The 24,454-nt window shown below is 51.1% G+C and carries 23 protein-coding genes, 7 tRNA genes and 1 rRNA gene; 2 read left to right on the forward strand and 29 right to left on the reverse strand.

The features are described 5' to 3' along the window. From GOM71_RS03235 to hisF, 8 genes are all read right to left on the reverse strand, one after another. The gene (locus tag GOM71_RS03235; protein WP_301539599.1) at window positions 1–966 is read right to left on the reverse strand and encodes a gluconeogenesis factor YvcK family protein; all 966 of its coding nucleotides are present in this window, start codon (window positions 964–966) and stop codon (window positions 1–3) included. Between the two features lie 33 nt (window positions 967–999). Beyond that, window positions 1,000–1,884: an RNase adapter RapZ gene (gene rapZ, locus GOM71_RS03240; RefSeq protein ID WP_156278314.1), complete on the reverse strand. Its 885-nt coding sequence runs from the start codon at window positions 1,882–1,884 to the stop codon at window positions 1,000–1,002. A gap of 162 nt (window positions 1,885–2,046) precedes the next feature. Further along, window positions 2,047–2,997, reverse strand: coding sequence for an ROK family glucokinase (locus tag GOM71_RS03245; RefSeq protein WP_156278315.1), 951 nt, complete (start codon window positions 2,995–2,997; stop codon window positions 2,047–2,049). Window positions 2,998–3,157: 160 nt separating this feature from the next. Then, window positions 3,158–4,105: a thioredoxin-disulfide reductase gene (trxB, locus tag GOM71_RS03250; RefSeq protein ID WP_156278316.1), complete on the reverse strand. Its 948-nt coding sequence runs from the start codon at window positions 4,103–4,105 to the stop codon at window positions 3,158–3,160. Window positions 4,106–4,377: 272 nt separating this feature from the next. Then, window positions 4,378–6,135 (reverse strand): tetratricopeptide repeat protein, encoded by a 1,758-nt coding sequence (locus GOM71_RS03255; RefSeq protein WP_367649446.1) that lies wholly within the window; start codon window positions 6,133–6,135, stop codon window positions 4,378–4,380. A 159-nt stretch (window positions 6,136–6,294) separates the two neighbouring features. After that, window positions 6,295–7,245, reverse strand: a complete 951-nt coding sequence (locus tag GOM71_RS03260; RefSeq protein WP_156278318.1) for a ribose-phosphate diphosphokinase — start codon at window positions 7,243–7,245, stop codon at window positions 6,295–6,297. 379 nt (window positions 7,246–7,624) lie between these two features. Further along, window positions 7,625–8,341, reverse strand: a complete 717-nt coding sequence (gene hisIE, locus GOM71_RS03265) for a bifunctional phosphoribosyl-AMP cyclohydrolase/phosphoribosyl-ATP diphosphatase HisIE (protein ID WP_156278319.1) — start codon at window positions 8,339–8,341, stop codon at window positions 7,625–7,627. Further along, window positions 8,338–9,096 (reverse strand): imidazole glycerol phosphate synthase subunit HisF, encoded by a 759-nt coding sequence (gene hisF / locus GOM71_RS03270; protein WP_156278320.1) that lies wholly within the window; start codon window positions 9,094–9,096, stop codon window positions 8,338–8,340. Before hisF ends, hisIE begins: the two co-directional genes overlap by 4 nt. A 66-nt stretch (window positions 9,097–9,162) precedes the next feature. On the opposite strand from hisF, the gene GOM71_RS23705 reads away from it, so the two are divergent. Then, a complete protein-coding gene (locus tag GOM71_RS23705; RefSeq protein WP_173275143.1) occupies window positions 9,163–9,387 on the forward strand; it encodes a hypothetical protein in 225 nt (74 codons plus the stop codon). A 129-nt stretch (window positions 9,388–9,516) separates the two neighbouring features. Here the strand turns inward: GOM71_RS23705 and hisH are convergent, their stop codons facing one another. The 13 genes from hisH to GOM71_RS03335 form a co-directional block, all read right to left on the reverse strand. Then, window positions 9,517–10,134: an imidazole glycerol phosphate synthase subunit HisH gene (gene hisH, locus GOM71_RS03275; RefSeq protein ID WP_156278321.1), complete on the reverse strand. Its 618-nt coding sequence runs from the start codon at window positions 10,132–10,134 to the stop codon at window positions 9,517–9,519. Window position 10,135: 1 nt separating this feature from the next. Further along, the gene (hisB, locus tag GOM71_RS03280) at window positions 10,136–10,744 is read right to left on the reverse strand and encodes an imidazoleglycerol-phosphate dehydratase HisB (RefSeq protein ID WP_156278322.1); all 609 of its coding nucleotides are present in this window, start codon (window positions 10,742–10,744) and stop codon (window positions 10,136–10,138) included. Between the two features lie 38 nt (window positions 10,745–10,782). Further along, window positions 10,783–12,069, reverse strand: a complete 1,287-nt coding sequence (gene hisD, locus GOM71_RS03285) for a histidinol dehydrogenase (protein ID WP_156278323.1) — start codon at window positions 12,067–12,069, stop codon at window positions 10,783–10,785. Window positions 12,070–12,102: 33 nt separating this feature from the next. Then, window positions 12,103–12,711 (reverse strand): ATP phosphoribosyltransferase, encoded by a 609-nt coding sequence (gene hisG / locus GOM71_RS03290; RefSeq protein WP_156278353.1) that lies wholly within the window; start codon window positions 12,709–12,711, stop codon window positions 12,103–12,105. Between the two features lie 32 nt (window positions 12,712–12,743). Next, entirely contained in the window at window positions 12,744–14,000 is a 1,257-nt protein-coding gene (locus GOM71_RS03295) for an ATP phosphoribosyltransferase regulatory subunit (protein WP_156278324.1), read from the reverse strand. A 330-nt stretch (window positions 14,001–14,330) separates the two neighbouring features. Beyond that, the gene (locus tag GOM71_RS03300) at window positions 14,331–14,843 is read right to left on the reverse strand and encodes an acyltransferase (RefSeq protein WP_156278325.1); all 513 of its coding nucleotides are present in this window, start codon (window positions 14,841–14,843) and stop codon (window positions 14,331–14,333) included. Further along, window positions 14,844–15,512 carry a pyrophosphatase PpaX gene (gene ppaX / locus GOM71_RS03305; protein ID WP_156278326.1) on the reverse strand — a complete coding sequence of 223 codons (669 nt, stop codon included), beginning with the start codon at window positions 15,510–15,512 and terminating at the stop codon, window positions 14,844–14,846. Window positions 15,513–15,544: 32 nt separating this feature from the next. Next, window positions 15,545–16,546, reverse strand: a complete 1,002-nt coding sequence (gene lgt / locus GOM71_RS03310; RefSeq protein WP_156278327.1) for a prolipoprotein diacylglyceryl transferase — start codon at window positions 16,544–16,546, stop codon at window positions 15,545–15,547. A gap of 103 nt (window positions 16,547–16,649) precedes the next feature. After that, on the reverse strand, window positions 16,650–17,588 hold the full coding sequence (hprK, locus tag GOM71_RS03315; protein WP_156278328.1) for an HPr(Ser) kinase/phosphatase: 939 nt from the start codon (window positions 17,586–17,588) through the stop codon (window positions 16,650–16,652). A 119-nt stretch (window positions 17,589–17,707) separates the two neighbouring features. Next, complete coding sequence (locus GOM71_RS03320; protein ID WP_173275148.1) at window positions 17,708–19,078, reverse strand: DUF4179 domain-containing protein; 1,371 nt, start codon at window positions 19,076–19,078, stop codon at window positions 17,708–17,710. Then, window positions 19,029–19,613 (reverse strand): sigma-70 family RNA polymerase sigma factor, encoded by a 585-nt coding sequence (locus GOM71_RS03325; protein ID WP_156278330.1) that lies wholly within the window; start codon window positions 19,611–19,613, stop codon window positions 19,029–19,031. Before GOM71_RS03325 ends, GOM71_RS03320 begins: the two co-directional genes overlap by 50 nt. A gap of 167 nt (window positions 19,614–19,780) precedes the next feature. Continuing rightward, window positions 19,781–20,902 carry an ABC transporter ATP-binding protein gene (locus GOM71_RS03330; protein WP_156278331.1) on the reverse strand — a complete coding sequence of 374 codons (1,122 nt, stop codon included), beginning with the start codon at window positions 20,900–20,902 and terminating at the stop codon, window positions 19,781–19,783. Between the two features lie 88 nt (window positions 20,903–20,990). Further along, on the reverse strand, window positions 20,991–22,154 hold the full coding sequence (locus GOM71_RS03335) for a PucR family transcriptional regulator (protein WP_156278332.1): 1,164 nt from the start codon (window positions 22,152–22,154) through the stop codon (window positions 20,991–20,993). Window positions 22,155–22,418: 264 nt separating this feature from the next. Between GOM71_RS03335 and ssuE the strand changes: the two genes are divergently transcribed. Continuing rightward, entirely contained in the window at window positions 22,419–22,967 is a 549-nt protein-coding gene (gene ssuE, locus GOM71_RS03340; RefSeq protein ID WP_156278333.1) for an NADPH-dependent FMN reductase, read from the forward strand. Between the two features lie 613 nt (window positions 22,968–23,580). On the opposite strand, the gene GOM71_RS03345 is transcribed toward ssuE, so the two are convergent. The 8 genes from GOM71_RS03345 to GOM71_RS03380 all read right to left on the reverse strand — a co-directional run. After that, a tRNA-Lys gene (locus GOM71_RS03345) sits at window positions 23,581–23,656 on the reverse strand. 17 nt (window positions 23,657–23,673) lie between these two features. Continuing rightward, window positions 23,674–23,758 (reverse strand) — tRNA-Tyr (locus GOM71_RS03350). A gap of 8 nt (window positions 23,759–23,766) precedes the next feature. Further along, window positions 23,767–23,842 (reverse strand) — tRNA-Phe (locus GOM71_RS03355). 19 nt (window positions 23,843–23,861) lie between these two features. Then, window positions 23,862–23,938: transfer RNA gene (locus tag GOM71_RS03360), tRNA-Asp, on the reverse strand. Between the two features lie 35 nt (window positions 23,939–23,973). Further along, window positions 23,974–24,050: transfer RNA gene (locus tag GOM71_RS03365), tRNA-Met, on the reverse strand. A gap of 18 nt (window positions 24,051–24,068) precedes the next feature. After that, window positions 24,069–24,144 (reverse strand) — tRNA-Val (locus GOM71_RS03370). Between the two features lie 8 nt (window positions 24,145–24,152). Further along, window positions 24,153–24,229: transfer RNA gene (locus GOM71_RS03375), tRNA-Met, on the reverse strand. Window positions 24,230–24,330: 101 nt separating this feature from the next. Continuing rightward, window positions 24,331–24,454: ribosomal RNA gene (locus tag GOM71_RS03380) — 23S ribosomal RNA — on the reverse strand; the annotation flags it as partial.

A 24,454-nucleotide genomic window follows, 5' to 3' on the forward strand; every position in this document is an offset into this window, starting at 1 on the left:
TCACCTCTTTCTGAGCATCCAATTTTCAACTAGCTTATATATATGATGGCTTAGTCGTTCCGCATCATGTCTTAGAAAAGTTCGGAAAAGAACAAGCCGGTCAGCAATAACCTGATAGCCTCTGCGCGTCACCTCATCCAAATCGAGATGGACCGCTTTTGCGCCCATTTCCGCATATCTGTCTTCAACCTGCGGCGGAATTTCACCGTCGTTTACGATGACGTAATCAAATAAATGATGGCCAATATGGGTATGAATCGCTTCCAAATGATCGCTCACGGAATAATTGTCCGTCTCGCCGGGCTGCGTCATGACATTGCAGACAAACAGTTTTACCGCATCGGATTTGCAAATCGCCTCTGCCAGCTTCGGCACAAGCAGGTTTGGAATAATGCTCGTATACAAGCTGCCTGGACCGATTAAAATCGCGTCAGCCTGCTGGATTGCTTCTACCGCTTCCGGCAGCGGCTCGACCTCGCTCGGTTCAATGAACACGCGCTTGATGACCTTTCCTGATTTCGGAATAAGCGACTCTCCTACTACAATAGAGCCGTCGGTCATTTCCGCCTTAAGCACAATCGCTTGGCCCGCTGCGGGCAGCACCTGTCCGCGAACGGCGAGCACTTTGCTCAATTCGCGTACGCCTGTTACAAAATCGCCGGAAATATCGCTCATTGCCGCCAGCATTAAGTTGCCCAAACTATGGCCCGCCAAACCGGTACCGTTGTTAAAACGATACTGCAGCACTTCCGTCAACAGCGGCTCTGCGTCTGCAAGCGCCATCAGAACGTTGCGAATATCGCCCGGCGGCGGCATTTGCAGCTCATTGCGGAGAATGCCGGAGCTGCCGCCGTCGTCGGCGACCGTTACGATCGCCGTAATATCCAGCGGCTTCTCCTTTAGCCCGCGAAGCATAACCGACAAGCCTGTGCCGCCGCCGATTACGACGATTTTGGGGCGCCTCATTATTTTATGCCTGCTCTGCATCCAATCACCTCGTCAATGCTTATCTCTGTCGGCATCACGATGGCTGACACGGACACGCTCCGTATCGCTGCTGCCGAGCACACGCCCCAAATATTCGGCAATCGCTACCGAACGGTGCTTCCCGCCCGTGCAGCCGATTCCGATTACGACCTGGCTTTTTCCTTCCTTATGATACTGAGGAATAAGAAATTGCAGCATGTCGATCAGCTTGGTTAGAAAAGTTTGCGTCTCCGGCCATTTCATCACATACTCATAGACTTCTGGAGTTTGCCCGGTATTCGGACGCAAATGCTCGATATAATGCGGATTAGGCAAAAAGCGAACGTCATAAATCAAGTCGGCATCGATCGGTATGCCATATTTGAAGCCGAAGGAGGTTACATTGACCGTGAGGCTGTTCTGCTCAATATGATTGAACCTTGAAACAATCCTCTCTTTCAGCTGGGCTGGCTTTATGCTGCTCGTGTCTATAACGAGGGAAGCGGAGCCTTTCAGATCCTCCAGCATACGGCGCTCCATCTGAATGCCTTCCAGTGGCATGCCCTCCGGGTTAAGCGGATGACGGCGGCGGCTTTCCTTATAACGCTGCACAAGCACTTCGTCTTTCGCATCCAGAAACAAAATTTCGCAACTGATCGTAGAGTGCTCTCTAATAAAAGTTAATGATTCCGATAAAGCCGTGAAAAATTCCCGTCCGCGCAAATCGATGACGAGCGCAACCTTCCCGATCTTACCGTTGGATTGCTCGATCAACTCCGCAAACTTCGGAATGAGCACCGGAGGCAAATTATCGACGCAGAAGAATCCGAGATCCTCCAGGCTTTGCACGGCAATCGTCTTCCCTGCGCCCGACATCCCGGTAATAATAACAAGCTTCGACATCGCTCCCGTTTCCATAGGGGTCCTCCTTAAAAGTTTTGCCGTAGCGTAAACGGCTGCCGCCGTCATGCGGCGAGTCTCGTTTCGCGTTGAAATATAAGCTTATTTATAAATGTATACCTTATAAATTCTTATATTTGGCAGCAAAACTTGCTTCGTAAGCATAAGCCGGCAGCAAAACTACGAGCGCAAAATTAAGCCGGCAGCGCCAACTACGCCAGCGTTGTTGCCCAGTGTTGCCGCTACGATTTTCACGCCTTCTTTCGCTTGATTTTGCGTATATTTCTCGAATACTTCGCGGATTTGCTCGAACAGGAATTCGCCTGCTTTCGACACGCCGCCGCCAATAATAAAGCATTCTGGATTCAGTACAACTGCCATAACCGCCATTGATTTGCCGAGGTAGTAAGCAGCGCGGCTTACAATACGAGCCGCCACTTCGTCGCCTGCTTTCGCTGCGTCAACAACGTCTTTCGCCATAATATTCTCCACGAGCGACAATGTTGTCCGGTCGCCGCGCTCAACAGCGTCTTTCGCCATACGGATAATGCCCGTAGCCGAGGAAACAGTTTCCAAGCAGCCCATTTTGCCGCAGCCGCATTGAATCGCTTCGAGATCCGGAACGATCGAAATATGTCCGAGCTCGCCAGCCATGCCGGCAAAGCCTTCGACAATTTTGCCGCCGATAATGATACCGCCGCCTACGCCTGTTCCAAGCGTATAGCACACGCAGTTATCAATGCCTTTGCCTGCGCCGGCCCATGCCTCGCCAAGAGCGGCAACGTTCGCGTCATTGTTGACAAGCACTTTCACGTTAAGCGCTTCTTCCAAGTACGCTTTAAGATTAACGTTTTCAATATTCAAGTTAGCGGAAAACTTCACAATGCCATTCGGAATATCCAAGAAACCGGCAATGCCCACGCCTACGCCGCCTACTTGTTCCCACTTATATGGGGATTCCTCTACAATATGCTTTGCGTAGTTCGCAATATTTTGCAGAATAGCATCGGTTCCTTTAGCGGTATCGGTCGGACCTTCATACGTATGAAGAAGCTCCCCTTCTTCATTACAAATTCCGACTTTAATTGCTGTTCCGCCGATATCGACGCCAACGTAAATCTTCTCAGACATTGCTAGCCACCTCGTCAATAGGTTATCTTCTCTGTATCCAACTATAAGCGAACGCCCTAATTCGGTCAAGATAACGGCACTCTCGCTCATTTCAAGTAAAAAGCCCCGTCCTGATGCGGAAAGGGGCTTCGATCATTGGGTTTCAAACTACGCCTTGGAATTACTTGGACTGGCTCCAATCCTGAGTAATGTGTCCCTCCAGGAAACGCTCGCAGTCGAGCGCTGCCATACAGCCGCTGCCGGCAGCCGTAATCGCTTGGCGATACTTGCTGTCCTGCACGTCGCCGCAAGCGAAGACGCCCGGTACATTCGTCTCCGAGGAGCCCGGCTTTACTTTAATGTAGCCGTGTTCGTCGGTATCGATTTGCCCGTTCAAAAACTTCGTGTTCGGCGTATGGCCGATAGCGATAAAGATGCCGTCCGTTGGAATTACCTCTTCGTCGCCGGATTCATTGTTGCGCACCTTCAGGCCGGTAACGCCCATGCCTGTCGCTACAACTTCAACAGGCGTACGGTTCAGGCTCCAGCTAATTTTCTCGTTATCGCGAGCGCGGTCTTGCATGATTTTGGAGGCGCGAAGCTCCTCGCGGCGGTTAACAAGCTCAACGTTCGTAGCAAACTTCGTCAGGAAGCTTGCTTCTTCCATTGCGGAGTCGCCGCCGCCGACAACGATGATCTTCTTCCCTCTGAAAAAGAACCCGTCACAAGTCGCGCATGTGCTTACGCCTTTGCCTACATTGTCCTTCTCGCCTGGAATGCCGAGATATTTCGCCGATGCGCCAGTCGAGATAATGAGCGTTTCGGCCACATATTCGCCTTTGCCTTCAACTTGAAGCTTGAACGGACGCTCGGACATGTCAACGCTGTTTACCCAGCCGGTAACGAACTCCGCGCCGAAACGCTCCGCTTGCTTACGCATGTTCGCCATCAGATCAGGTCCCATAATGCCTTCCGGAAAGCCTGGGAAGTTCTCGACTTCCGTCGTCGTTGTCAGCTGGCCGCCTGGCTCGGGACCTTCGATAACGAGCGGATTCATATTCGCACGGGCCAAATAAATCGCGGCTGTAAGGCCTGCAGGGCCGGTTCCGATAATAATGGATTTGTACATGGTTTGCCTCCTCGAAAAATGTGACGGTGCCTTCCGATTGCCGCTGCGCATCCCTATCATTCTTCCGATCGCCATTGTCCTCGAATGCCATGAACATGTCCCCTAAGGGGACCATTCGAGGACAAAAGCGAACGCTAACGCTTCTCCAGAACGATAGGGCCGCTCCGCGACCTCGGGCACCTCTATGTTTGTCTCGCTCAACCATGTAATGGTTGAGGAGAGGGTTAGCTCGGTTATTTGAGAAAACCTCGCTTATGTTATTCCAACAGCTCCTACTCCGATTCCGGATTTAAATCGGCAAGGGAGAAAACGGAGCTGAGCGACTTCATTTTTTCTTTGATGCCGCACACTTCGTCGATCCTTTTGGCGTTCTTGCTGATCGTCGCAATCGACGTGCCGTAACGCACCGACACTTCATGGTACGAAATCGTACGGCGATGCATTTTGGCTGTCAAATATTCTAGCGCTGCCGCCCAGCTCTCTACTTTCGTAAGCTTCGGCACTTCCGGGTACACTCTGGATAGAAACTCAACCCACAACGTCATCAAATCATGCTGCTGTACGAGATCGTAATGTTTATTCATGCGCATCAAAGCGGTCTCGACGACTTCTTGCCAGCGGTCTTCCCAGACCGGCAGTCTCGACGGCACGCGATTCGGTTCAATAACCGTATCTTTGCCTTCCAGCACTGCGCGAAGCGGCTCCTGTACGCCAATCGTCCGAAGGACAAAAATCGCGATGCGCTTCAAATAGTCGTCCTCTTGCTCTTCCAAGAGGAACGAGCGAAGCACATCTTTAACCTCATTGTCGGCAATCATGCCAAGCGCCTGGATAACCTGCAGCTTCGTATGCTGATCGCCGTGCCGCAGCGCCCAGAAGAACGAAGAACGGACAAGCGGGTCCCGCTTCATATGGTCAGGAAGGCCGTCGGAGGAATTCTCCCACAGCTTGAATTGCTCTTCAAACGGCAAATGATAATGATAGCTGATCGAAGCGTTATGCTCGCCGCCTTTGACGAGCTCCAGCTGCTCCATGTAATAGCGCGGAATACCCGAATCCGGATCAAGCTTCGCCGCTTGCTTCCATAGCCGCTCCGCTTCGCTGTAGCGACCAATATTGCACGCCGCAACCGCTGCGTAATGGTACAAGCAAGGATCCTGGGGCAGCGATGTATCCTTCAGCAATCGGATAAAATGCCGGTGAGCCGCCTCATGCTCTCCTAAGATACCCATTGTGGTAGCCAGTTTAAACACATGCTCCTGGTGGAACGGCACCGTTTTGCGAAGAAGCTCGACGATAGGCGCCAAGCTGTCCTTATCATTCGCATGCTGATAGAAAATCGCAAGGTTGCACAACGCATGCAAATTTCCCGGTTCGATCTCGAGCGCTTCGATAATCGTGTCCATCGCTTTGTCGAACAGGCCCATATAGTAATAGGCAAGCGCCAAGTTGTTGCGGGCGGCCAAGAACTCCGGCTGCGCTTCGATAATTTGCTCCAAAATGCGAACCGCTTCGGCAAATTTCCCTTCCTCCAGCAGCAAGCGAGCTTGATCATGCTCCAGCATGCCTTCACGGGACTTAATGTTCGTCAGACGCGTCGGACGCTCCAGCTCGTAATGAAGCAACTCCATCATTTCTTCCGCTTCATCAAGAAACTGGCCCTCCGCATCCTCCTCCAAATAATGGACGAGCGCGTCTTCGGCAGCTTCGTACAGCTCCATGTTGGCGAAATTGTTAGCCATATAAAAATGGCATTCCGTCATCGTTGGATCAAGTTCTTCGAGAATCCAATTCAATATGCGATTGGATTCGTCATAATTGCCCATTTCAGACAAAATACCGGCCATGTTGCAATGATTAACCGGATTATCCGGCTCGTATTCAACAGCTCTGCGGAAATACTTGAGTGCCTTGTCATAGTGGTAACGATCCAGTGACCGGACCGCCCTCTCGAAAAAGAACGTTGCGTCCCATTGTACCGGTATGACTTTTGTTCGTTTATCTATGGCTGCTCGTTTCTTCTCTTTCACCCGCAAGGCACCTCCCGATCTTCTGTTTTAAACCGCACTCAGTCGTTTCTACGATTATACCATAGCAGCGACTTTCCTAACACGAAAGAATATGTGGGAAAATCGCGAACGTTATACAAACCGCCCGCGATTTTCCGCTGATTGCTATGAAATTAGACGTTATACGCCATTGCTTTTGAAGAGCGTACTGATCGAACCGCCTTCAATAATGATTCTTGTCGCTTCCGCAAGCAGCGGCGCTACCGACAGAACCGTAAAGCGTTCCGGATGATTGTCCGGCATCAGAATGGAGTCGGTCACGACAACTTCTTTAATATTTGGATGATCTAAACGCTCAATGGCATTGCCGGAAAACAACGGATGAGTTGCGCATACGTAAACGTCTTCCGCGCCGCGTTCCTTCAAGCTTTCAACTACGTTCACGATCGTGTTGCCGGTATCGATCAAGTCTTCGATAATGATCGGCGTTTGGCCCGCTACATCGCCGATTACATGCGTAATGGACGATTCATTGTGCGCAGGACGCTTTTTGATCATGATGGCAAAAGATGTGTCCAGGTAGTTCGCAAGCTTTTCCGCTGTGGAAGCGCGTCCCGCATCCGGAGAAACGACAACCGGGTTCTTAATGTTCTTCGATTTCAAATAGTCGCTGATCAGGTCGAGCGCCGTCATATGATCTACCGGAATGTTGAAGAAGCCTTGAATAGCCGGTGCATGCAGATCGATCGTAAGCACCCGGTTCGCGCCGACCGTCGTCAGCACGTCGGCAACCATTTTCGCCGAGATCGGCTCACGCGGGGCAGCCTTCCGTTCCTGACGGGCGTACCCGTAGTACGGCATAATAATATTGATCGTCTTGGCAGAAGCCCGTTTCGCAGCATCGATCATGACGAGCAATTCGATAAAATGCTCGTTGATCGGATGAGAGAACGATTGAACGAGAAAGACGTCGCAGTTCCGAATCGTTTCTTCGTAGTGAACGTACACTTCCCCGCTCTTGAAACGGGACATTTTGATAGCGCCGAGCGTCAATCCCAAATCCTCCGCGATCTTTTGAGCCAAAACCGGATTTGACGAACCCGAAAAAATACGCAACTTGTCGCTTAACATGATACCCTCCTGAGCGTTTTAAAACCAATAAAATTAAATTCCATGCGATGAGTCCGACAACCTGTGCAGGGTACGAGCTCTCGCCAATAACTGCCACCAATCGATAAGGCGTCAGCCGTTTCGACTTTTCTATAATACCATTATACATTGATTTTACGATAATTCAAAAATCGGCCTTTGGCAATTTTCGACTCTCTCTGCCCGCCTGTTCATAAAAAACGACATCTTTCATCCTATGACGCTTGCTTGATGCCGCATTGTCCCATTGATGCTGATTTTGAAGCGCTCGGCGCACAACAGAAAGCCGACCGAAAATGAACTGCTGTTACCCGAATTAGAGGTGAAGCAGCTCATGTCGGCCGGCCAGCGCAAGGACGGCTTACTTGCCGCCCGCTTGCTCGCGTCTCATTGCGTTGTTCGATGCCGGCTTGCCGTGTCTGTCTTTCAGCTCGCTCATCACATCGTCCAGCGGAAGCCCCCGCTCGCGCAGCAGCACAAGCAGATGGAAGATCAGGTCGCTCGATTCGGAGCGGAGCTCGTCATTGTCGCCGTTTTTCGCCGCAATGATCGCCTCGGTCGCTTCCTCGCCAACCTTTTTCAATATTTTGTCGAGGCCTTTCTCGAACAAGTATGTCGTATATGCGCCCTCAGGACGCTCCGCATACCGCTGTGCGATTACACCCTCGATATCGCCAAGAATGGAGAAGCGGTCCGCTTCCTCGGAAGCTGTCGATGCGACAGCGCCTTGCACGTCAATCGGGTTGAAAAAGCAGCTGTAGCTGCCGGTATGGCATGCCGGTCCCGCTTGGTTTACCTTTACCAGCAGCGTGTCCCCGTCGCAGTCATAGGACATCGAACGGATTTGCTGCGTATGGCCGCTCGTTGCGCCCTTATTCCACAGCTCGTTGCGCGAACGGCTCCAGAACCACGTCGTGCCCGACTCGACAGACAGCTTGAGCGATTCTTCGTTCATATAGGCGAGCATCAGAACTTCCTTGCTCTGCGCATCCTGGACGATTGCCGGCACAAGGCCGTCCTCAGACCATTTGATTTGTTTGGACAAGCTTTGCGCATCCAGTTGTTGTTGCTCCGTCATCGGATTTCCACGCCTTTCTTCCGCAAGTCGTCTTTTACCTCGCGAATCGTCATTTCCTTGTAGTGGAAAATCGTAGCCGCCAGCGCCGCATCCGCATGCGCCTGCTGGAACACGTCGCCGAAATGCTCCACGCGGCCCGCTCCGCCGGAAGCAATAACCGGAATGCTCAGCGAGTCCGAGACCGCTTGCGTCAGCTTCAGGTCAAAACCGTCCTTCGTGCCGTCAGCGTCCATGCTCGTAAGCAAAATTTCGCCGGCCCCCAGCTGCTCGACCGTTCTGGCCCACTCCAGCGCTTTAATGCCGGTCGGCTTGCGGCCGCCGTGCGTGAATACTTCCCATTCGCCCCATGCCTCATTGAATTTCGCGTCGATCGCGACCACGATGCACTGCGAGCCGAATTTGCGCGCGCCGTCGCGCACAAGCTCTTTGTTGAGGACTGCTGCGGTATTGATGCCGATTTTATCGGCGCCTGCTCGCAGCAATCTTTTCATATCGTCGACATGAGAGATGCCGCCTCCGACCGTGAACGGTATCGTAATTTCGCCAGCCGTCCGTTTGACGACCTCGATCATCGTCGCGCGGCCTTCAACCGAAGCCGAAATATCGAGAAATACCAGCTCGTCGGCGCCTTCTCGGTCATAAGTGGCTGCGAGCTCAACCGGATCGCCGGCATCGCGCAGGTTAACGAAGTTTACGCCTTTCACTACGCGGCCGTCTTTGACGTCCAAGCACGGAATAATACGTTTTGCCAGCATGCTGCACTCTCCTCTCTTGATTGATTAAAGTCTATTAACGGCCATAGCGGCCGGAGTTGCTAATGGTTGAACGTTAATCGTTATGATCGCCGTTTGCATTATGCAATTCACCATAAACCATCGTTTTATCGCTTTAGCGAACCAGGTTCGCTGTTTAACGAATCAATTTTCGCTAATGTAGCGGTTTCCGCACCACTTAGGAGCATTAGCGAAATTAGTTTCGCAATTAGGGAAACCAGCTTCGCTATTTGCGAAGCAGCTTTCGCTATCTCGCTGCCCGCCGCCAAATGACGAACAAAGAGCGAAGTTACCTTCTCTAATTAGCGAAGCTGGTTCGTTAATCGTTACGTTAGCGTTGCAGCGACAGCGTTCAAGCGTTCATAGCGATACAGGGTACGGCCGCTGTTGCGATACCAGCCATTACTGTGTCGCTTTCTCCGCCAGCGCCAGGAAGTTGCCGAGCAGCTGCATGCCGAGCTCGCTGCTCTTTTCCGGATGAAACTGCATGCCGTACACGTTGCCGCGACCGACAATCGCCGTCACCTGTTGATAGTAATCCGTCGTTGCCAGCAGATCGGAAGCTTGCTCCGGCTTCGCATGGAAAGAGTGAACGAAGTACACATGGCCTTCTTCAAGCCCTTTGAACAGCGGACTTTCGCTTTGTTTGAACGAAAGCTTGTTCCAGCCCATATGCGGAATCTTGTAGTCGCCTTGGAAACGGACAACCTGGCCGGGAAGAAGCCCAAGCCCTTCATTAATGCCATGCTCCTCGCTCTGGCTGAACAGCAGCTGCATGCCAAGGCAAATGCCGAGCAGCGGCTTGCCGGAAGCGGCGTAAGCTTTCGTCACCGCATCCAGTCCCGTTTCCCGCAAATTGTCCATCGCATCGCCAAAAGCGCCTACGCCTGGCAAAATAGCGCCTTCCGCAGCTGCAATAACAGCCGGATCGGCTGTAATAACCGCTTCATAACCAAGGCGCTCTACCGCCTTGCTTACACTGTGCAGATTGCCCATCCCGTAGTCAATGATAGCGATCATATTAGAGAACTCCCTTCGTCGAAGGCACTCCTTGTACGCGTGGGTCGATGCTTGTCGCTTCGTCAATCGCCCGGCCGAGCGCTTTAAACACCGCTTCGATCATATGGTGCGTGTTTTTGCCATAGTGAACGATGACATGAAGCGTAATGCGCGCTTCCAGCGCAAGCTTCCACAGAAACTCATGCACAAGCTCTGTCGAGAAGCTGCCGACTTGAGCCGACGGATATTCCGCGCGGTATTCGAAATGCGGCCGGTTGCTAATGTCGATCACGACTTGAGCAAGCGCCTCGTCCATCGGTACGAATACGCTCGCATAGCGTTTGATGCCGCGTTTGTCGCCAAGCGCCTCGCGAAGCGTTTGACCGAGGCAAATGCCGATATCCTCAACCGTATGATGGTCGTCGATTTCAATGTCGCCGCGCGCATCTACATGCAGGTCAAATTGGCCGTGCTTGGTGAACAAATCGAGCATATGGTTCAAAAATGGCACATCCGTCTCGATTTTTGCATCGCCGGTTCCATCAACGTTAAACGCCAGCTTAATGTCAGTCTCATTCGTTTTACGGGCGATCTCGGCTTTCCGCGAAGCCCCGCCGTTAAGCTCTGTCATTTCAATCCCTCTTTCTATCGCAATTATTCGCAGATCCTCTACTTGCCTTCTTGTTCCAGACGGACTTCAATCGCCCGTGCATGCCCCTCGAGCCCTTCATGGCGCGCAAGCGTCATAATTTTCGAACCGTTCGCGAGCAGCGCTTGTTTGCTGTAATAGATCAAACTCGATTTTTTCAAGAAATCGTCCACATTAACCGGCGAAGAGAAACGAGCCGTGCCGTTCGTCGGAATGATGTGGTTCGGGCCGGCAAAATAATCGCCCACCGGCTCGGAGCTGTACGGTCCGAGGAAAATCGCGCCAGCATTCTCAATCAGGCCGAGCAGGCTCATCGGATCGGCTGTCAGCACTTCCAAGTGCTCCGGTGCAAGCCGGTTAATGACGTCAATGCCCTCTTCCAGAGAGTCGACGAGCAATACCGCGCCGTAGTTGTCGATGGAAGCGCGGGCGATAGGCTCGCGCGGCAGCGTCGCCAGCTGGCGATCCACTTCGGCGGCAACAGCTTGCGCCAACGCTTCCGACGGCGTTACCAGAATCGCCGACGACATTTCATCGTGCTCCGCCTGCGACAGCAGGTCGGCAGCAATATAGGAAGGGTTTGCCGCTTCGTCGGCAAGCACTACGATCTCGCTTGGGCCGGCGATGCTGTCGATATCGACGGCGCCGAATACGGCGCGCTTCGCCAGCGCCACATAAATGTTGCCCGGTCCGCAAATTTTATCGACCGGCGCAATCGTGTCCGTGCCGTATGCCAATGCGGCTATCGCTTGAGCGCCTCCGACCCGGTACATCTCCTTGACGCCCGCTTCTGCGGCGGCAACGAGAATATACGGGTCAATGCCCGCCTTGCCGCCAGTAGCCGGCGGCGTTACCATAACGATCTCCGGCACGCCGGCTACTTGAGCCGGAATGACGTTCATGAGCACGGACGATGGATACGCCGCTTTGCCGCCGGGCACATAGACGCCGACACGCTTCAGCGGGCGCAAAATTTGCCCAAGCATCGTCCCGTCCGGCTGCAAATCCATCCACGAGTTGCGCAGCTGCTTCTCGTGGAATACCCGAATGTTCACCGCGGCTTCACGAATCGCCGCTAGAAAAGCGTCGTCAACCTTATCGTACGCCGCTTGAATTTCCTCTTGCGTCACAAGCAGCGACGCCGCATCAAGAGCAACGCGGTCAAACTGCTCTGTATAACGCAGCAAAGCCGCATCGCCTTCCGTCCGGACGCCTTCGACGATTTTCCGGACCGCTTCATTTTGCTCCGGCGTGCCGTACTCCACCTCGCGCTTCAAGCCAAACTGTTCCGGCCTCATTATACGCATACCGTTTCTCCCCTTTCTTTACGCTAACGCTATCTATACCTTCGACGCTATCGTTTCCTGCAGTCTGTCGCACAAGCTTTGAATCGCATCGTTTTTCATTCGGTAGCTGACCCGGTTCGCGATCAAGCGGCTCGTAATGCCGAAAATTTCTTCCATCTCCACAAGACCGTTCTCGCGCAGCGTTTGCCCCGTCTCCACCATATCGACGATGCGGTCAGCCAGGCCGATCAGCGGTGCAAGCTCAATAGAGCCGTTCAGCTTGATCACTTCAACTTGCTGGCCCAGCTCGCGGAAATAAGCCGACGCTACGCTCGGATATTTCGTCGCGACGCGCGGGTTAATAACCGGCTCCCAATCCGGCAGTCCGATAACCGACATGCGGCATTTGGCAATACCGAGATCGAGCAGCTCATAGACATCTTTATTTTCTTCCATAAGAACGTCTTTGCCGACGATTCCGATATCTGCTACGCCGTACTCCACATAAGTCGGAACATCAACCGGCTTAGCCATAATAAATTCCATTCCCGCCTCGGGGAGCTCGATAATCAATTTGCGCGTATCGTCAAAATCGCTCGGAATCGGCAGTCCCGCTTCCCGAAACAGCTTAGATGCCTGCTTATAAATGCGTCCTTTCGGCATTGCAACTTTCAAAATTTCTTTTCCCGCTCCGCTCACGCCTTGCTGCCTCCTGTCCGTTCCGAGCCGTCGACGAATGCGATCAGCTTTGTAAATGTATTTGCTTTATATTTGAACGACGCGACGTCTCCGCTCTGCGCCTTTGCGCTCGCAGCCAGTTCCATAATGCCTGCTGCCGTTTGAACGTCCATGCGCTCCGTTACAACAGCCAGCCCTTGCGCTCTCAAACGCTGTGATTCGGCTAGCGCCTGCGCACGGCCATTCGCGTCATAAGCGACCAGAATCCGGCCTGCAGCCGCTGTCTCCTTCTGATTGCCAAGCAGCTCCAGTATGCGTGTCGTCTTTAACGCAAAACCGGTTGCCGGCGCCGGACGTCCGAATTGGCTGAGCAAATTGTCATAACGGCCGCCGCTGACGACCGGGAAGCCCAGATCCGCCGCATAGCCCTCAAACGTCATGCCCGTATAATAGGAGAAATCGCCGATCATCGTCAGATCGATCAGCACATGCTCGCATACGCCGTATGCTTTCAATACGTCCCAAATCTCGCACAAATGACGAATCGAGGCCTTCGCCGTTTCGTCAATCGTCAGATCGAGCGCTTGATCGCAAATTTCCTGCCCGCCGCGCAGGCGGAGAATGCTCTCCAGCTCACGTTGCACAGGCTCGGTCAGCGAAAGCTTGCGCAGTTGATCCCGATAGCCGACATAGTCGCGGCCAAGCAGGCAAGCTTTCAGCTGCTCCTGCTCTCCGACACGGCCTTCAAGCGCTTTTTCGAACAGACCGTTCAGGAAGCCGACATGCCCAATGGCGATTTTGAAACGTTCCACGCCCGCAGCCTTCAGCGAAGCGATGGCAAGCGCCACAACCTCGGCATCCGCCTCAGCGGAAGCATCGCCGACAAGCTCTACGCCCGTTTGGAAAAACTCCGCTTCCCGTCCCGCTTCCTCTTCAATCGAACGAAACACGTTGGCATGATAGGAAAGCCGGAGCGGAAATGCCGTATCTTTCAACAAAGACGAAACGACGCGTGCGATCGGCGCCGTCATATCGGAACGCAGCACGAGTGTCGTGCCCCGATTGTTCAGCAGCTTGAACAGCTTCTGATCGCTCGTCGAGCTAGCCACGCCGACTGTGTCGTAAAATTCCATCGTTGGGGTAATAATTTGCTCATAGCCCCAGCCTTGCATGCAGCCGAGTACGTCGCGCTCAATGCTGCGGAGCCTTGCTACTGCACCGGGGAGATAATCTTTAACACCGATCGGTTTCTCAAACACTTTTGGTTTGGACATTTTCCATCCACCTTCAAATACTTTATTATATTAAAGCGACAACTTGTTAATATGCTAACAAAATAAAGAGTTTAGTCGATAGTAGCACGAAGTGTTTGATCCCGTCAAGGTTGAACGCTGCCCCGTTGCCGTTAGAATGCCTCATTATCACAAGCATAAACAGCTAAAGCGGTTCTTTGCTTTGGCGGCATCAGCACTCCTTTTCACATAAAAAGCCTCATCTTTGCCGGAGTCCGAATGGACTTCCTCTCAAGATGAGGCAGAAATGCACAGGTATTGGCTTTGCGCATGTTAACGGACGCGGAGCACTTACCGCCTCCCTGGCTCACGTCACTCTGCCGCGCTTCCAGCCTCCGCGCGCGCTTCGCGCCGAAGGTCCCGCAGCGGATTGCCGCCGACAAATGCGTGCGCCGGCACATCCTTGTATACGACCGAGCCTGCCGCCACAACGGCATGATCGCCAATCGTCACCCCGGGCAATATCGTCGTATTCGCGCCGATCATCACATTCGAGCCAATCCGAACGCGGCCGATCCGATATTCCCGGATTAAATATTCATGCGTCAGAATCGTCGTGTTGTAACCGATAATCGTGTTGTCCCCGACCTCAATCCGCTCGGGAAAAAACACATCGACCATCACCATCAGCGCAAAGGCCGTATGACGCCCGACCTTCATCCCGAGCATGCGGCGATAAATCCAGTTTTTTATCGGAAGGCTCGGACAATAACGGGCAGCTTGAATGCATACGAAATTCCACACCGCTTTAGTTCGGCTTACCGTGGAATAGACTTGCCACAACGCATTGGGCCCTTCCACCGGATAACGCTCAACGTCCCGCAATTACTCCCGCTCCAATCCCGCGAAGGCGTACAGCTCTCTCATGTCGTCGATGACATGCTTTGCTCCGCTCTCCTTCAGCTTCTCCGCTCCCTTAAGCGACCAGGCGACGCCGACTGACAATACGCCGGCCGCATTCGCGGATTGCATATCAACGGGACTGTCGCCGACCATCAACGTTTCCTCCGGAGAGGAGCCCAGCTTCTCTAACGCCATCAATACCGGCTCGGGATGCGGCTTCGCATGTTTGACATCGTCGATCGTTACAATAGCGTCTACATTAACATAATCGTACAGACCGACAAATTTTAAGCTCTTCTCGGTCGTAAACCGCATTTTCGTCGTCACGATCCCGATCTTGAAGCCTTCTTTGTGGAGACGGCTCATTACCTCGTCCACATTGGCGAACGGTTTCACCAGCTCATCGTGCAACTGGAGATTCACCTTTCGATAAGCCGCTACCAGATGCTCCACATCGTCCAAACCGGAGAACAGCTTCATCTGATCGGTTAACGTCAGGCCCATGCTCGGAATAATATTCTCTCTGGAGAAATCATCCGGCACGACGCCCTTTAACGATTCCAGAAACGAGCGGATAATTAGCTCATTCGTGTCTACTATAGTGCCGTCCAAATCGAACAGCAGCGTGTTTATGGAACTCTTGCTCGCCAAATGGATTCACTCCTTACATCCTTGCTGTCAGTTTACCCTTCTGTCTTCGGCGCATTCTCGCCTTTCAAAGAAACATCCGCTTCTCGCTCTTGACCAACGGCAACTTCGGCTGCCGCAGGCTTTGTCGACACAATCGGATCCGAATAGTATGGCGACGATGCGCCAGTCACGCGACGAATGACGATAAAAACGATAGCCGCGACAATCAGACCCAGCGCGAGCAATTGCGAAATGCGCACATTGCCGTAAGCAGGATCGAGATAACCTTGCTCGAAGAGCACCGTCATCGGCGACCAAAGACCATTAACCATAGAAGCAAGCCATTCAGGTCCTGCGAAAGCCAAGCTGTCGGTACGCAGCGCTTCAATAAAGAAGCGGCCGATTGAATACCAGATGAAATAGCTGGCAATGAGCTCGCCTGCGCGCAAAAACTTTTGACGGCGCAGCACGATAAGAATACCGAGTCCCACCAAACTCCACAGCGATTCATATAAGAAAGCAGGGTGATGGAAAATACCTTCGCCGCGAATATTCATTTGATCGACGATAAAGTTAGGCAAATGAAGCGTATCGCGCAAGAAGCTTTCCTCAACGACGCCGCCGTATGCCTCTTGGTTCATGAAGTTGCCCCAGCGGCCGATCATTTGACCGGCAATAAGCGAAGGCGCACACACATCGGCGATTCGCCAGAAACTATACCCCTTGTAACGGGAGTAGAAGAATCCGCATATTAATGCGCCAATGAGAGCGCCGTAAATCGCAATGCCGCCCTCCCAGATTTTAAACACGTCCCACAGGTTGTTCTTGTAGTCATCCCACATGAAGGCCACATAATAGATACGGGCAGCGATAACAGCCGACGGTACGCCAAGCAACAGCAGATCCATAAAGAAATCGGGCTTGATGCCGAATCTCTTTCCTTCTTGAACGGCAAGCAGCAGACCGACCAATGCAGCCGTTCCCAAAATAATGCCATACCAGCGAACAACAATCCCGCCTATCGAGAAGGCAATGGGATCAATGAGCAAATTCATGGTTTAAACTCCTCTTCTTTGAAAATGGGATTTTCAAATGAATCCATTCCATTTCATCTGCACGGCGCGCAGTTCCCAGCGCGCCGTGCAGAAAGTCCGTCAATCAATCGTAATCATCCGAATCTTCGGCAATCGTCTCGGTCAGCTTGTTTGTAAATTGCAGCGCCGCATTGTAGCCCATTCGTTTCAACCGGAAGTTCATCGCCGCTACCTCGATAATGACCGCGAGGTTTCGTCCCGGACGAACCGGAACAGTGACTAGCGTCACATCGGTATCAATAATGCGCGTTTTCTCTTCATCGAGGCCAAGCCGGTCATATTGCTTGTCCTGTTGCCAGTTCTCCAGCTTAATGACAAGCGAAATTCGTTTTTGATTGCGAACGGCACCCGCTCCAAACAGCGTCATGACGTTAATAATGCCTAGTCCGCGAATTTCAAGCAGATGGCGGATAAGCTCCGGCGCGCTGCCATGCAGCTGATTATCCGACGTCTGTCGAATTTCTACCGCGTCGTCGGCTACGAGACGGTGTCCGCGTTTTACGAGCTCAAGCGCCGTTTCACTTTTACCGATGCCGCTGCCGCCGGTAATAAGCATGCCAACGCCGTATACGTCGACGAGAACGCCATGAATCGTAGCAGTAGGAGCTAGCTTTTTCTCCAAGAAATCGGTAATCCGGCTCGTCAAGATAGTCGTTGCCACATTACTCTGCAATACCGCGATTTGTGTCGCGTTCGAATACTCGAGCAGCTCGGCCGGCGCTTCCATCCCTCTCGTAATGATGATGCAAGGCGTTTCCTCATGGCAAAGCTGCTCCAATCGGCATCTGCGTTCTTCAGAAGTCAACGTGCTGAGAAAGGATAACTCTGTTTTCCCGAGCAGCTGAACGCGTTCACTTGGATGATAGTCGAAATATCCGGCCATCTCCAGACCGGGACGGTAAAGATCGTCGACCGTAATCGAGCGTTTTAAGCCGTCTTCGCCGGAAAGAATCTCTAAAGAGAATTGCTGTACAAGCTGCGAAACTTTTACTCTTTTAGCCATCGTGCGGCCTCCTCGTCTTACCGTTCTATATGTCTATATGTAAGCTAATTTCCAATGATATCATCGTAAATGAAAAAAGCGCCGAACGCAACGTTTCTGCGTCGTCCGGCGCCAACACTTTATTTAATTCGAATCTGAACCGGCTCCATCGTATAGCCGGGGTATTGATAAACCTCGAAGGTGAGCGGCTGCACGTAATCCGCCTTCGGGATGTCGTAATAGATCTCCATTTCCGTCCCTTTTTCCGTTTGATGCCAGGATGACTGGGTACCGCTGCGGTCTAACAGCTTATAGACCTTGCCGGAGGCATCCTTGAAAGAAGCGCCATGATCGAAGAACCAATATCCGTATTGCCCCTCATGCTCTGATAAACGCGCTAATTTGACCGTTAAACCGAGGCTGTTCTGTCTCTGTTCCACATTTGTCAGCGTAATTCTCGCATCCGGAGTCGTCAGTGTTTCGCCCGTTGTCGTATTGATGACAAATTGCTTATTCCGATCCGACAGCAGCAAGCCGTCCGCTACAAGCGTCAGTTGCTTAGGCTTTTCGAAATAGGCGCTTTGAAAATAAATACTTCTTTCTTCGTCATCGCTCATACCGGAGCCTCCCTTCGTCTCCCATCTTCTTCCCTCTTCATCCACAAGAGCCAGCTTAATGAAGTTGTTAGCCCGTTTCAAGTCGTTACGTTCCGTTTGCATCACGACTTTGGCTTGCAATGGCGTAACAACAAGCTCCTTCACCATAAAGCGAATACCGCTAACCTCAAAGCTCTTATTGACAGCAATCGTCTCCTTCATTCCCTCGAATCGGCTATGATCAACAGGAATATCTACAGACAGCCACTGCCCCTCCAAATTCGCTTTGAACTTAATCACCTGCGGAACGGGAATTCCTTCGCCCATAATAATATCCAGCGTATCGTGCATGACGGTATTTGGTTCATCCTGATCATCGGGTATCGAGAAGCTCGCTATACCTGCTTCGATATCTTTATTATTCTCATCCGTAAACTGATAGTCTTTAATTTCTGTATTTTTACTCACACCAGGTCCTGTCCCTGAGAACAAAATGACTACGCGCTGATCGTCCGCCATAATGCCGTCAACCGTTAGCGTATATCCGTTTTTACTGTCCGACAGATTGACAGGCTGAACGAACTCATTGTTTATCGCGCTCCATAACGTTTTATCTCCTTCAATAAGCTCCACGAAACCGCTGAACCCGGGAATATCGCGAAGCAAAGCGGCAAAAGCCGGAGACACGCGCACGAACGCGGTCAGCAGCAATACAACACTGAGTAAAGCAGCCGTCATCCGTAAGCTCAGCATGGTTCGTCTGGCCCTTGCGGTTCTTTTTCTGCCGCGGTTCATGCCGGCGCGTATAGCAGCATCCAATTTCTCTTCTTGCATTTGACTAAGCATCCTATCTGTAAATTCCCGATCATTCTGCAACGCCGTGACGACTTTTTCCGTTTCCAAGTCCTTGCTCATTCGCATTCCCTCCTTCCATCAACAGCTCTATATCGCTTCGCAACAAACGCAACGCCTTGTTAAGCCAAGTGCGAATCGTCCCGTCCGGCTTCTCCAGCAGCTCGGCTATTTCTGTAATCGTCATATCGCGATAGTACTTAAGTACAATGACCATCCGATATTTCGCAGGCAATATTGCAAGTCTAGCTTCCATATCCAGACGCGCGGCCGAACGGTCGGCAGCGGACTCGTTCGACTGTGATTCGATTTGTTCGAGCAAGCCAGCTCGCTCGCGCTGTTTTTTTCTCCGCTCGTCGAGACACACTCGAATCAGAATACGCATCATCCATGTCGTAAAATATTTCGGCTCCCGCAGCTTCCTGCGTCCAGCCCATACCCGGCATACCGTCTCTTGAATGGCCTCCAGCGTATCCGCCTCGTTACGCATATAGGAAAAGGCAATTCCATACATCTGCTGCTTATCCAGACCGATTCGCTTGAGAAGCGCTTCCTCGTCTCCTTTTACCGCGGCTGCCGCCCATTCATCTTTGTCCATTTCACTCCCCCTAAACTCTGAAGCGTTTGCTGTTTATTAGACGTACGAGTGTCAAAAACGGTTTTAATAGGGATACAAAAAAATAAAAGGCTGCCCCCCGCGGGAAGAGCACTGAATTTGAGTTCAGTGTTCTCCCCATTCGGAAGACAGCCTTGGATTAACTAGAATTAGTTCTCGAAAATGTTCAGCTCGGACTCTTTGTCGAACAGGTGAACTTTGTTCATGTCCAGAGCAAGTTTAACAGTCGAGCCGTCACGAAGCGCGGAACGTCCGTCTACGCGTGCAATTACAGATTCCGAACCGATACCGTTCAGGTACAGGTACATTTCATGACCCAGGTTCTCAGCAACCTCGATGTGCGCGTTAACGATCGTGTTCGGGGAAGCTTCCAGGAATACTGGCTCTTCATGAAGATCTTCTGGACGAATGCCGAGAATAACTTCTTTGCCAGTATAACCTTTGGAACGAAGAACTGCAGCTTTGCCTTCTGGGATCGCTACGTCTACGCCAGTTGTTTTGAATTTCAGTACGCCGCCTTGCTCGGAGATCGTACCGCTGATGAAGTTCATCGAAGGTGCGCCGATAAAGCCAGCTACGAAAATGTTAACCGGATGGTTGTAAAGCTGCTCCGGAGAATCTGTTTGTTGAATAAAGCCGTCTTTCATAACTACGATACGGTCGCCCATCGTCATTGCTTCGATTTGGTCATGCGTTACGTAGATAGTTGTTGTTTCCAGACGTTTAGTCAGTTTGGAAATTTCCGCGCGCATTTGACCGCGAAGTTTAGCGTCCAAGTTGGAAAGCGGTTCGTCCATCAAGAATACTTGCGGTTCACGCACGATTGCGCGGCCCAAAGCGACACGTTGGCGTTGACCGCCGGAGAGCGCTTTTGGTTTACGGTCGAGCAAGTGCTCGATATCGAGAATTTTAGCAGCTTCACGAACGCGTTTGTCGATGTCTGCTTTTTTGAATTTACGCAATTTAAGACCGAATGCCATGTTTTGATATACGTTCATGTGCGGGTACAAAGCGTAGGATTGGAATACCATCGCGATGTCGCGGTCTTTAGGAGCAACGTCATTTACAAGACGGTCGCCGATGAACAATTTACCTTCGGAAATCTCTTCAAGTCCTGCGATCATACGCAGTGTTGTCGATTTACCGCAACCGGATGGACCTACCAATACGAGAAACTCTTTGTCTTTGATATCAAGGTTAACGTCAGTTACCGATGCCTTGTCGGAACCCGGGTATTTTTTGTAAATGCCTTCTAAGCGTACGCCTGCCATGTGTTTTTCCCCCTAAAAGAAATTTCGTTATGCCTATATCTTATCCCACAGCCCAGCAATCTGACTATGCACAAACTTTACAAAAAATCTAATTCCTTTTCGTAACTTTGTACAATAGCAAAATGATTTTGACAAGCACGGCATCCCGAAACTGTCTAACATCAAGCCCCGTCTCTTGTTTCAGCTTATCCAGCCGGTACAATAGCGTATTTCGGTGGATGTACAGCTTCTTCGCCGTTTCGCTCACATTGCAGTCAAGCGCAAAGAACGTCTCGAGCGTCGCCAGCATTTCTGCCTCGACAAACAGTTCGCTCCGTTTCAGCGAATGCTCCAAATAACGCGAACGCTGTCCTTCGGGAATCGCATTTAACAGTCTCTCCAATTGGAGCATCCACGGCAGATGAATATTGGTGCCGACATGGAATTTTCGCCCTAAATTAATGGCCTCGCGCAGCAGCGCCGTCGTTTCCACGATCGCTTTCGCCGGGCTTATCGGATGGGCTACCGCCAGATGGCATTCACCGATCCATTCACTGGCCAACATTTCGTGCAAGCCAAGACAGATTGAGGACAAATTGTCTTCAATACTATCCTCCTGCGCATCATTCTCAAACTCGGAATCCGCATCGTTCAACAGCGATACAGGCCCCCATATAAGCCACTCCTGATTTTTCAAAGGCAGCAACAGAATATCGTCGGCCAAAAAAGAACGAAGCAGCTTCTCAAGCTCTGTATAAGCTGTCTGCTTCGTATTTGGCTGTTCTGTAATGAGCAGAAAAGGAATCATTTCGGCAAACAGCTTGCCGCCAGCCGTCAAACTATCCGGGATAGAAGATGAAGGTTTCTCGGATTCGAGCTGTTCCTGAATCCATTCGCTTAACTTGAGCGCAAAGCTCTCGCTTTCGGATACGGCAGATGCCGACAATTTGGACAACTTCTGCTGTGCGCCTTGCAGCTGTACAGTCCATGAGATGAGTTCCAGCTCTGTTGGCTGAAGAGCCTCGCTCTCAATTTCCAACGCTTCAACCGTATGGTTGTCCTGTCCGACCACAACCCATACTTTCCGGTTATGTTCGACACGGCTTCCTTCCGTTAACGGTAATGCGCTTTTATGTTCTGAACTTTCGTTTGCATTCCATATACTTGCAGCTTGCTTCGTCAATTCGTTCCAATCGGACACCGGCATTGTTGCGATACGAACCGGACAGTTCAAAATGTGCTTCAGCGGGATCGACCAATCTGTCATGCTCATTTTCGCCTATCTCCTATTCTCCAGCTCCAAGAATGACGCTTTTTTTCGTCATTGTATCATAAAGCAGCGCTTCATTTCAGCAAATCGTCGCATTCACTTTGCTTCCATTAAAGGTTAGAATAGAGCGAGAAGCATGAAGGATAGCCGTATTCGAATCAAGCAACTCTGTTGACGGTCCAGTAAATACATGGTAAAGTTAATCCATAGTTAATGCATCGGAATAATAAAATTATTTGATTGACCATTCAAAAGGAGCTGAATGCTATGTCTAAAGTCGTCATCATTTCCGGAAGCCCTAATCCTGGTTCGCGCTTAACTGGAATTACGCAATATGTGGAAAGCCAATTGTCCTCGCAGCATATTTCATTCAATCATATTACAGTTGCATCCTTGCCGGCAGAGGCGCTAATCCACGCTAAATTCGATAATCCCGAAATCGTTGAAGCAGCCGCTAAAGTCGAAGCTGCTGATATTGTTATTATTGCGAGCCCTGTATATAAAGCATCCTTTACAGGCGTGCTCAAAACTTTCCTTGATCTGCTCCCTCAAAAAGGATTGAACGGCAAGTTTGTTACCCCATTGTTTATTGGCGGTACAATCGCGCATCTGCTTGCTATTGATTTCTCATTGAAGCCTATCCTCTCCTCGCTTAACGCCAAACATTTCGGCAGCGGCGTTTATGCCATCGATTCTCAAATCGCTCGCATTGATGCAGGCGTGGGCGAATCGCAATTTCAGATTAATGATGAACTAAAAGAGCGTCTGGATGCTGCAATTGCTGAACTCGTCGAGGAATTGCAACGCAGAGGCTAATCTGAAAATAATAATGGCGCAGTCGAAAGAGGGGTAATCCTTTACCTCCTTACAGCTGCGCCTTTTATATTTTTGCTTTCGGTCAACGGATGCACACTCGCTATTCACTCGGTATTTCTATCCTAAGCCCTCGGCAACGAAGCATATTCGCTAATTAAAGTAACAATTTTCCTTAAATAACCCCTAATCACACCTTACTTTTCGAATAGCGAATCCCTTTTCGCTGCTCATGAACACATCTTCTCGAATAGCGCAACTTGGTTCGTTATCCCCAGTGTAGACGCCTTTCTGCACCGGAATAGCGAAATTGTATTCCTTAATCAACGAAGCAGTTTCGTTAGTCAAATCAATTGGACAAAATGGCCTTGAACATCTACATGCCCAAAATCGGTCAGGCATAATAACATCATTATCCTCAAATCATCCACAGTATTAATGTTCCCCAATTATCCACAGCGGGATAACTTTAAATATCAATAGCGCTGCAATCCTGCAATTACTAACAATAGGAAATAATCGCACCTTCTCAGAACCTTAGATTTCATCCACAGCTGCATTCCTAAAACAATCAAAAAACCCGCCGACCGAAGTCTGCGGGTTGAACATTCAAAACTGGTGAGCCATGAAGGACTCGAACCTTCGACACCCTGATTAAAAGTCAGGTGCTCTACCAACTGAGCTAATGGCTCTCATAAGAGAGAAGTTATGGTGGAGGGCGATGGATTCGAACCACCGAACTCAGAGAGAGCAGATTTACAGTCTGCCGTGTTTAGCCACTTCACTAGCCCTCCATAACAAATGGTGGCTCGGGACGGAATCGAACCGCCGACACGAGGATTTTCAGTCCTCTGCTCTACCGACTGAGCTACCGAGCCTTATGTTGTTATTAAAAAATGGCGGAGCTGACGGGATTCGAACCCGCGGTCTCCTGCGTGACAGGCAGGCATGTTAGGCCTCTACACCACAGCTCCATGAGATGTTTCTCGGATAAGTTCCGAAAAGAAATTGGTTGCGAAGACAGGATTTGAACCTGTGACCTTCGGGTTATGAGCCCGACGAGCTACCGGACTGCTCCACCTCGCGGCATTACAATTATGAAAATGGTGGAGGCTGAGGGGATCGAACCCCCGACCCTCTGCTTGTAAGGCAGATGCTCTCCCAGCTGAGCTAAGCCTCCGAAAGATATGGTAGCGGCGAAGGGGATCGAACCCCCGACCTCACGGGTATGAACCGTACGCTCTAGCCAGCTGAGCTACACCGCCACGCTTGTCCCACTTTTGTCGCATGCTTCGCGTGGGAACGAAAGCATGATCAGGAATTACATCCTGAAAACTGGATGCGAAATGTTTGAACTCTTTAGCATTAGGATAAGCCCTCGACCGATTAGTACTGGTCAGCTCCACACATTGCTGTGCTTCCACCCCCAGCCTATCAACCTCGTCGTCTTCAAGGGGTCTTACGAATTGGGAAATCTCATCTTGAGGGGG

The sequence above is a fragment of the Paenibacillus sp. NEAU-GSW1 genome (genome assembly GCF_009737085.1).
In the GTDB taxonomy this organism is placed as follows: domain Bacteria; phylum Bacillota; class Bacilli; order Paenibacillales; family Paenibacillaceae; genus Pristimantibacillus.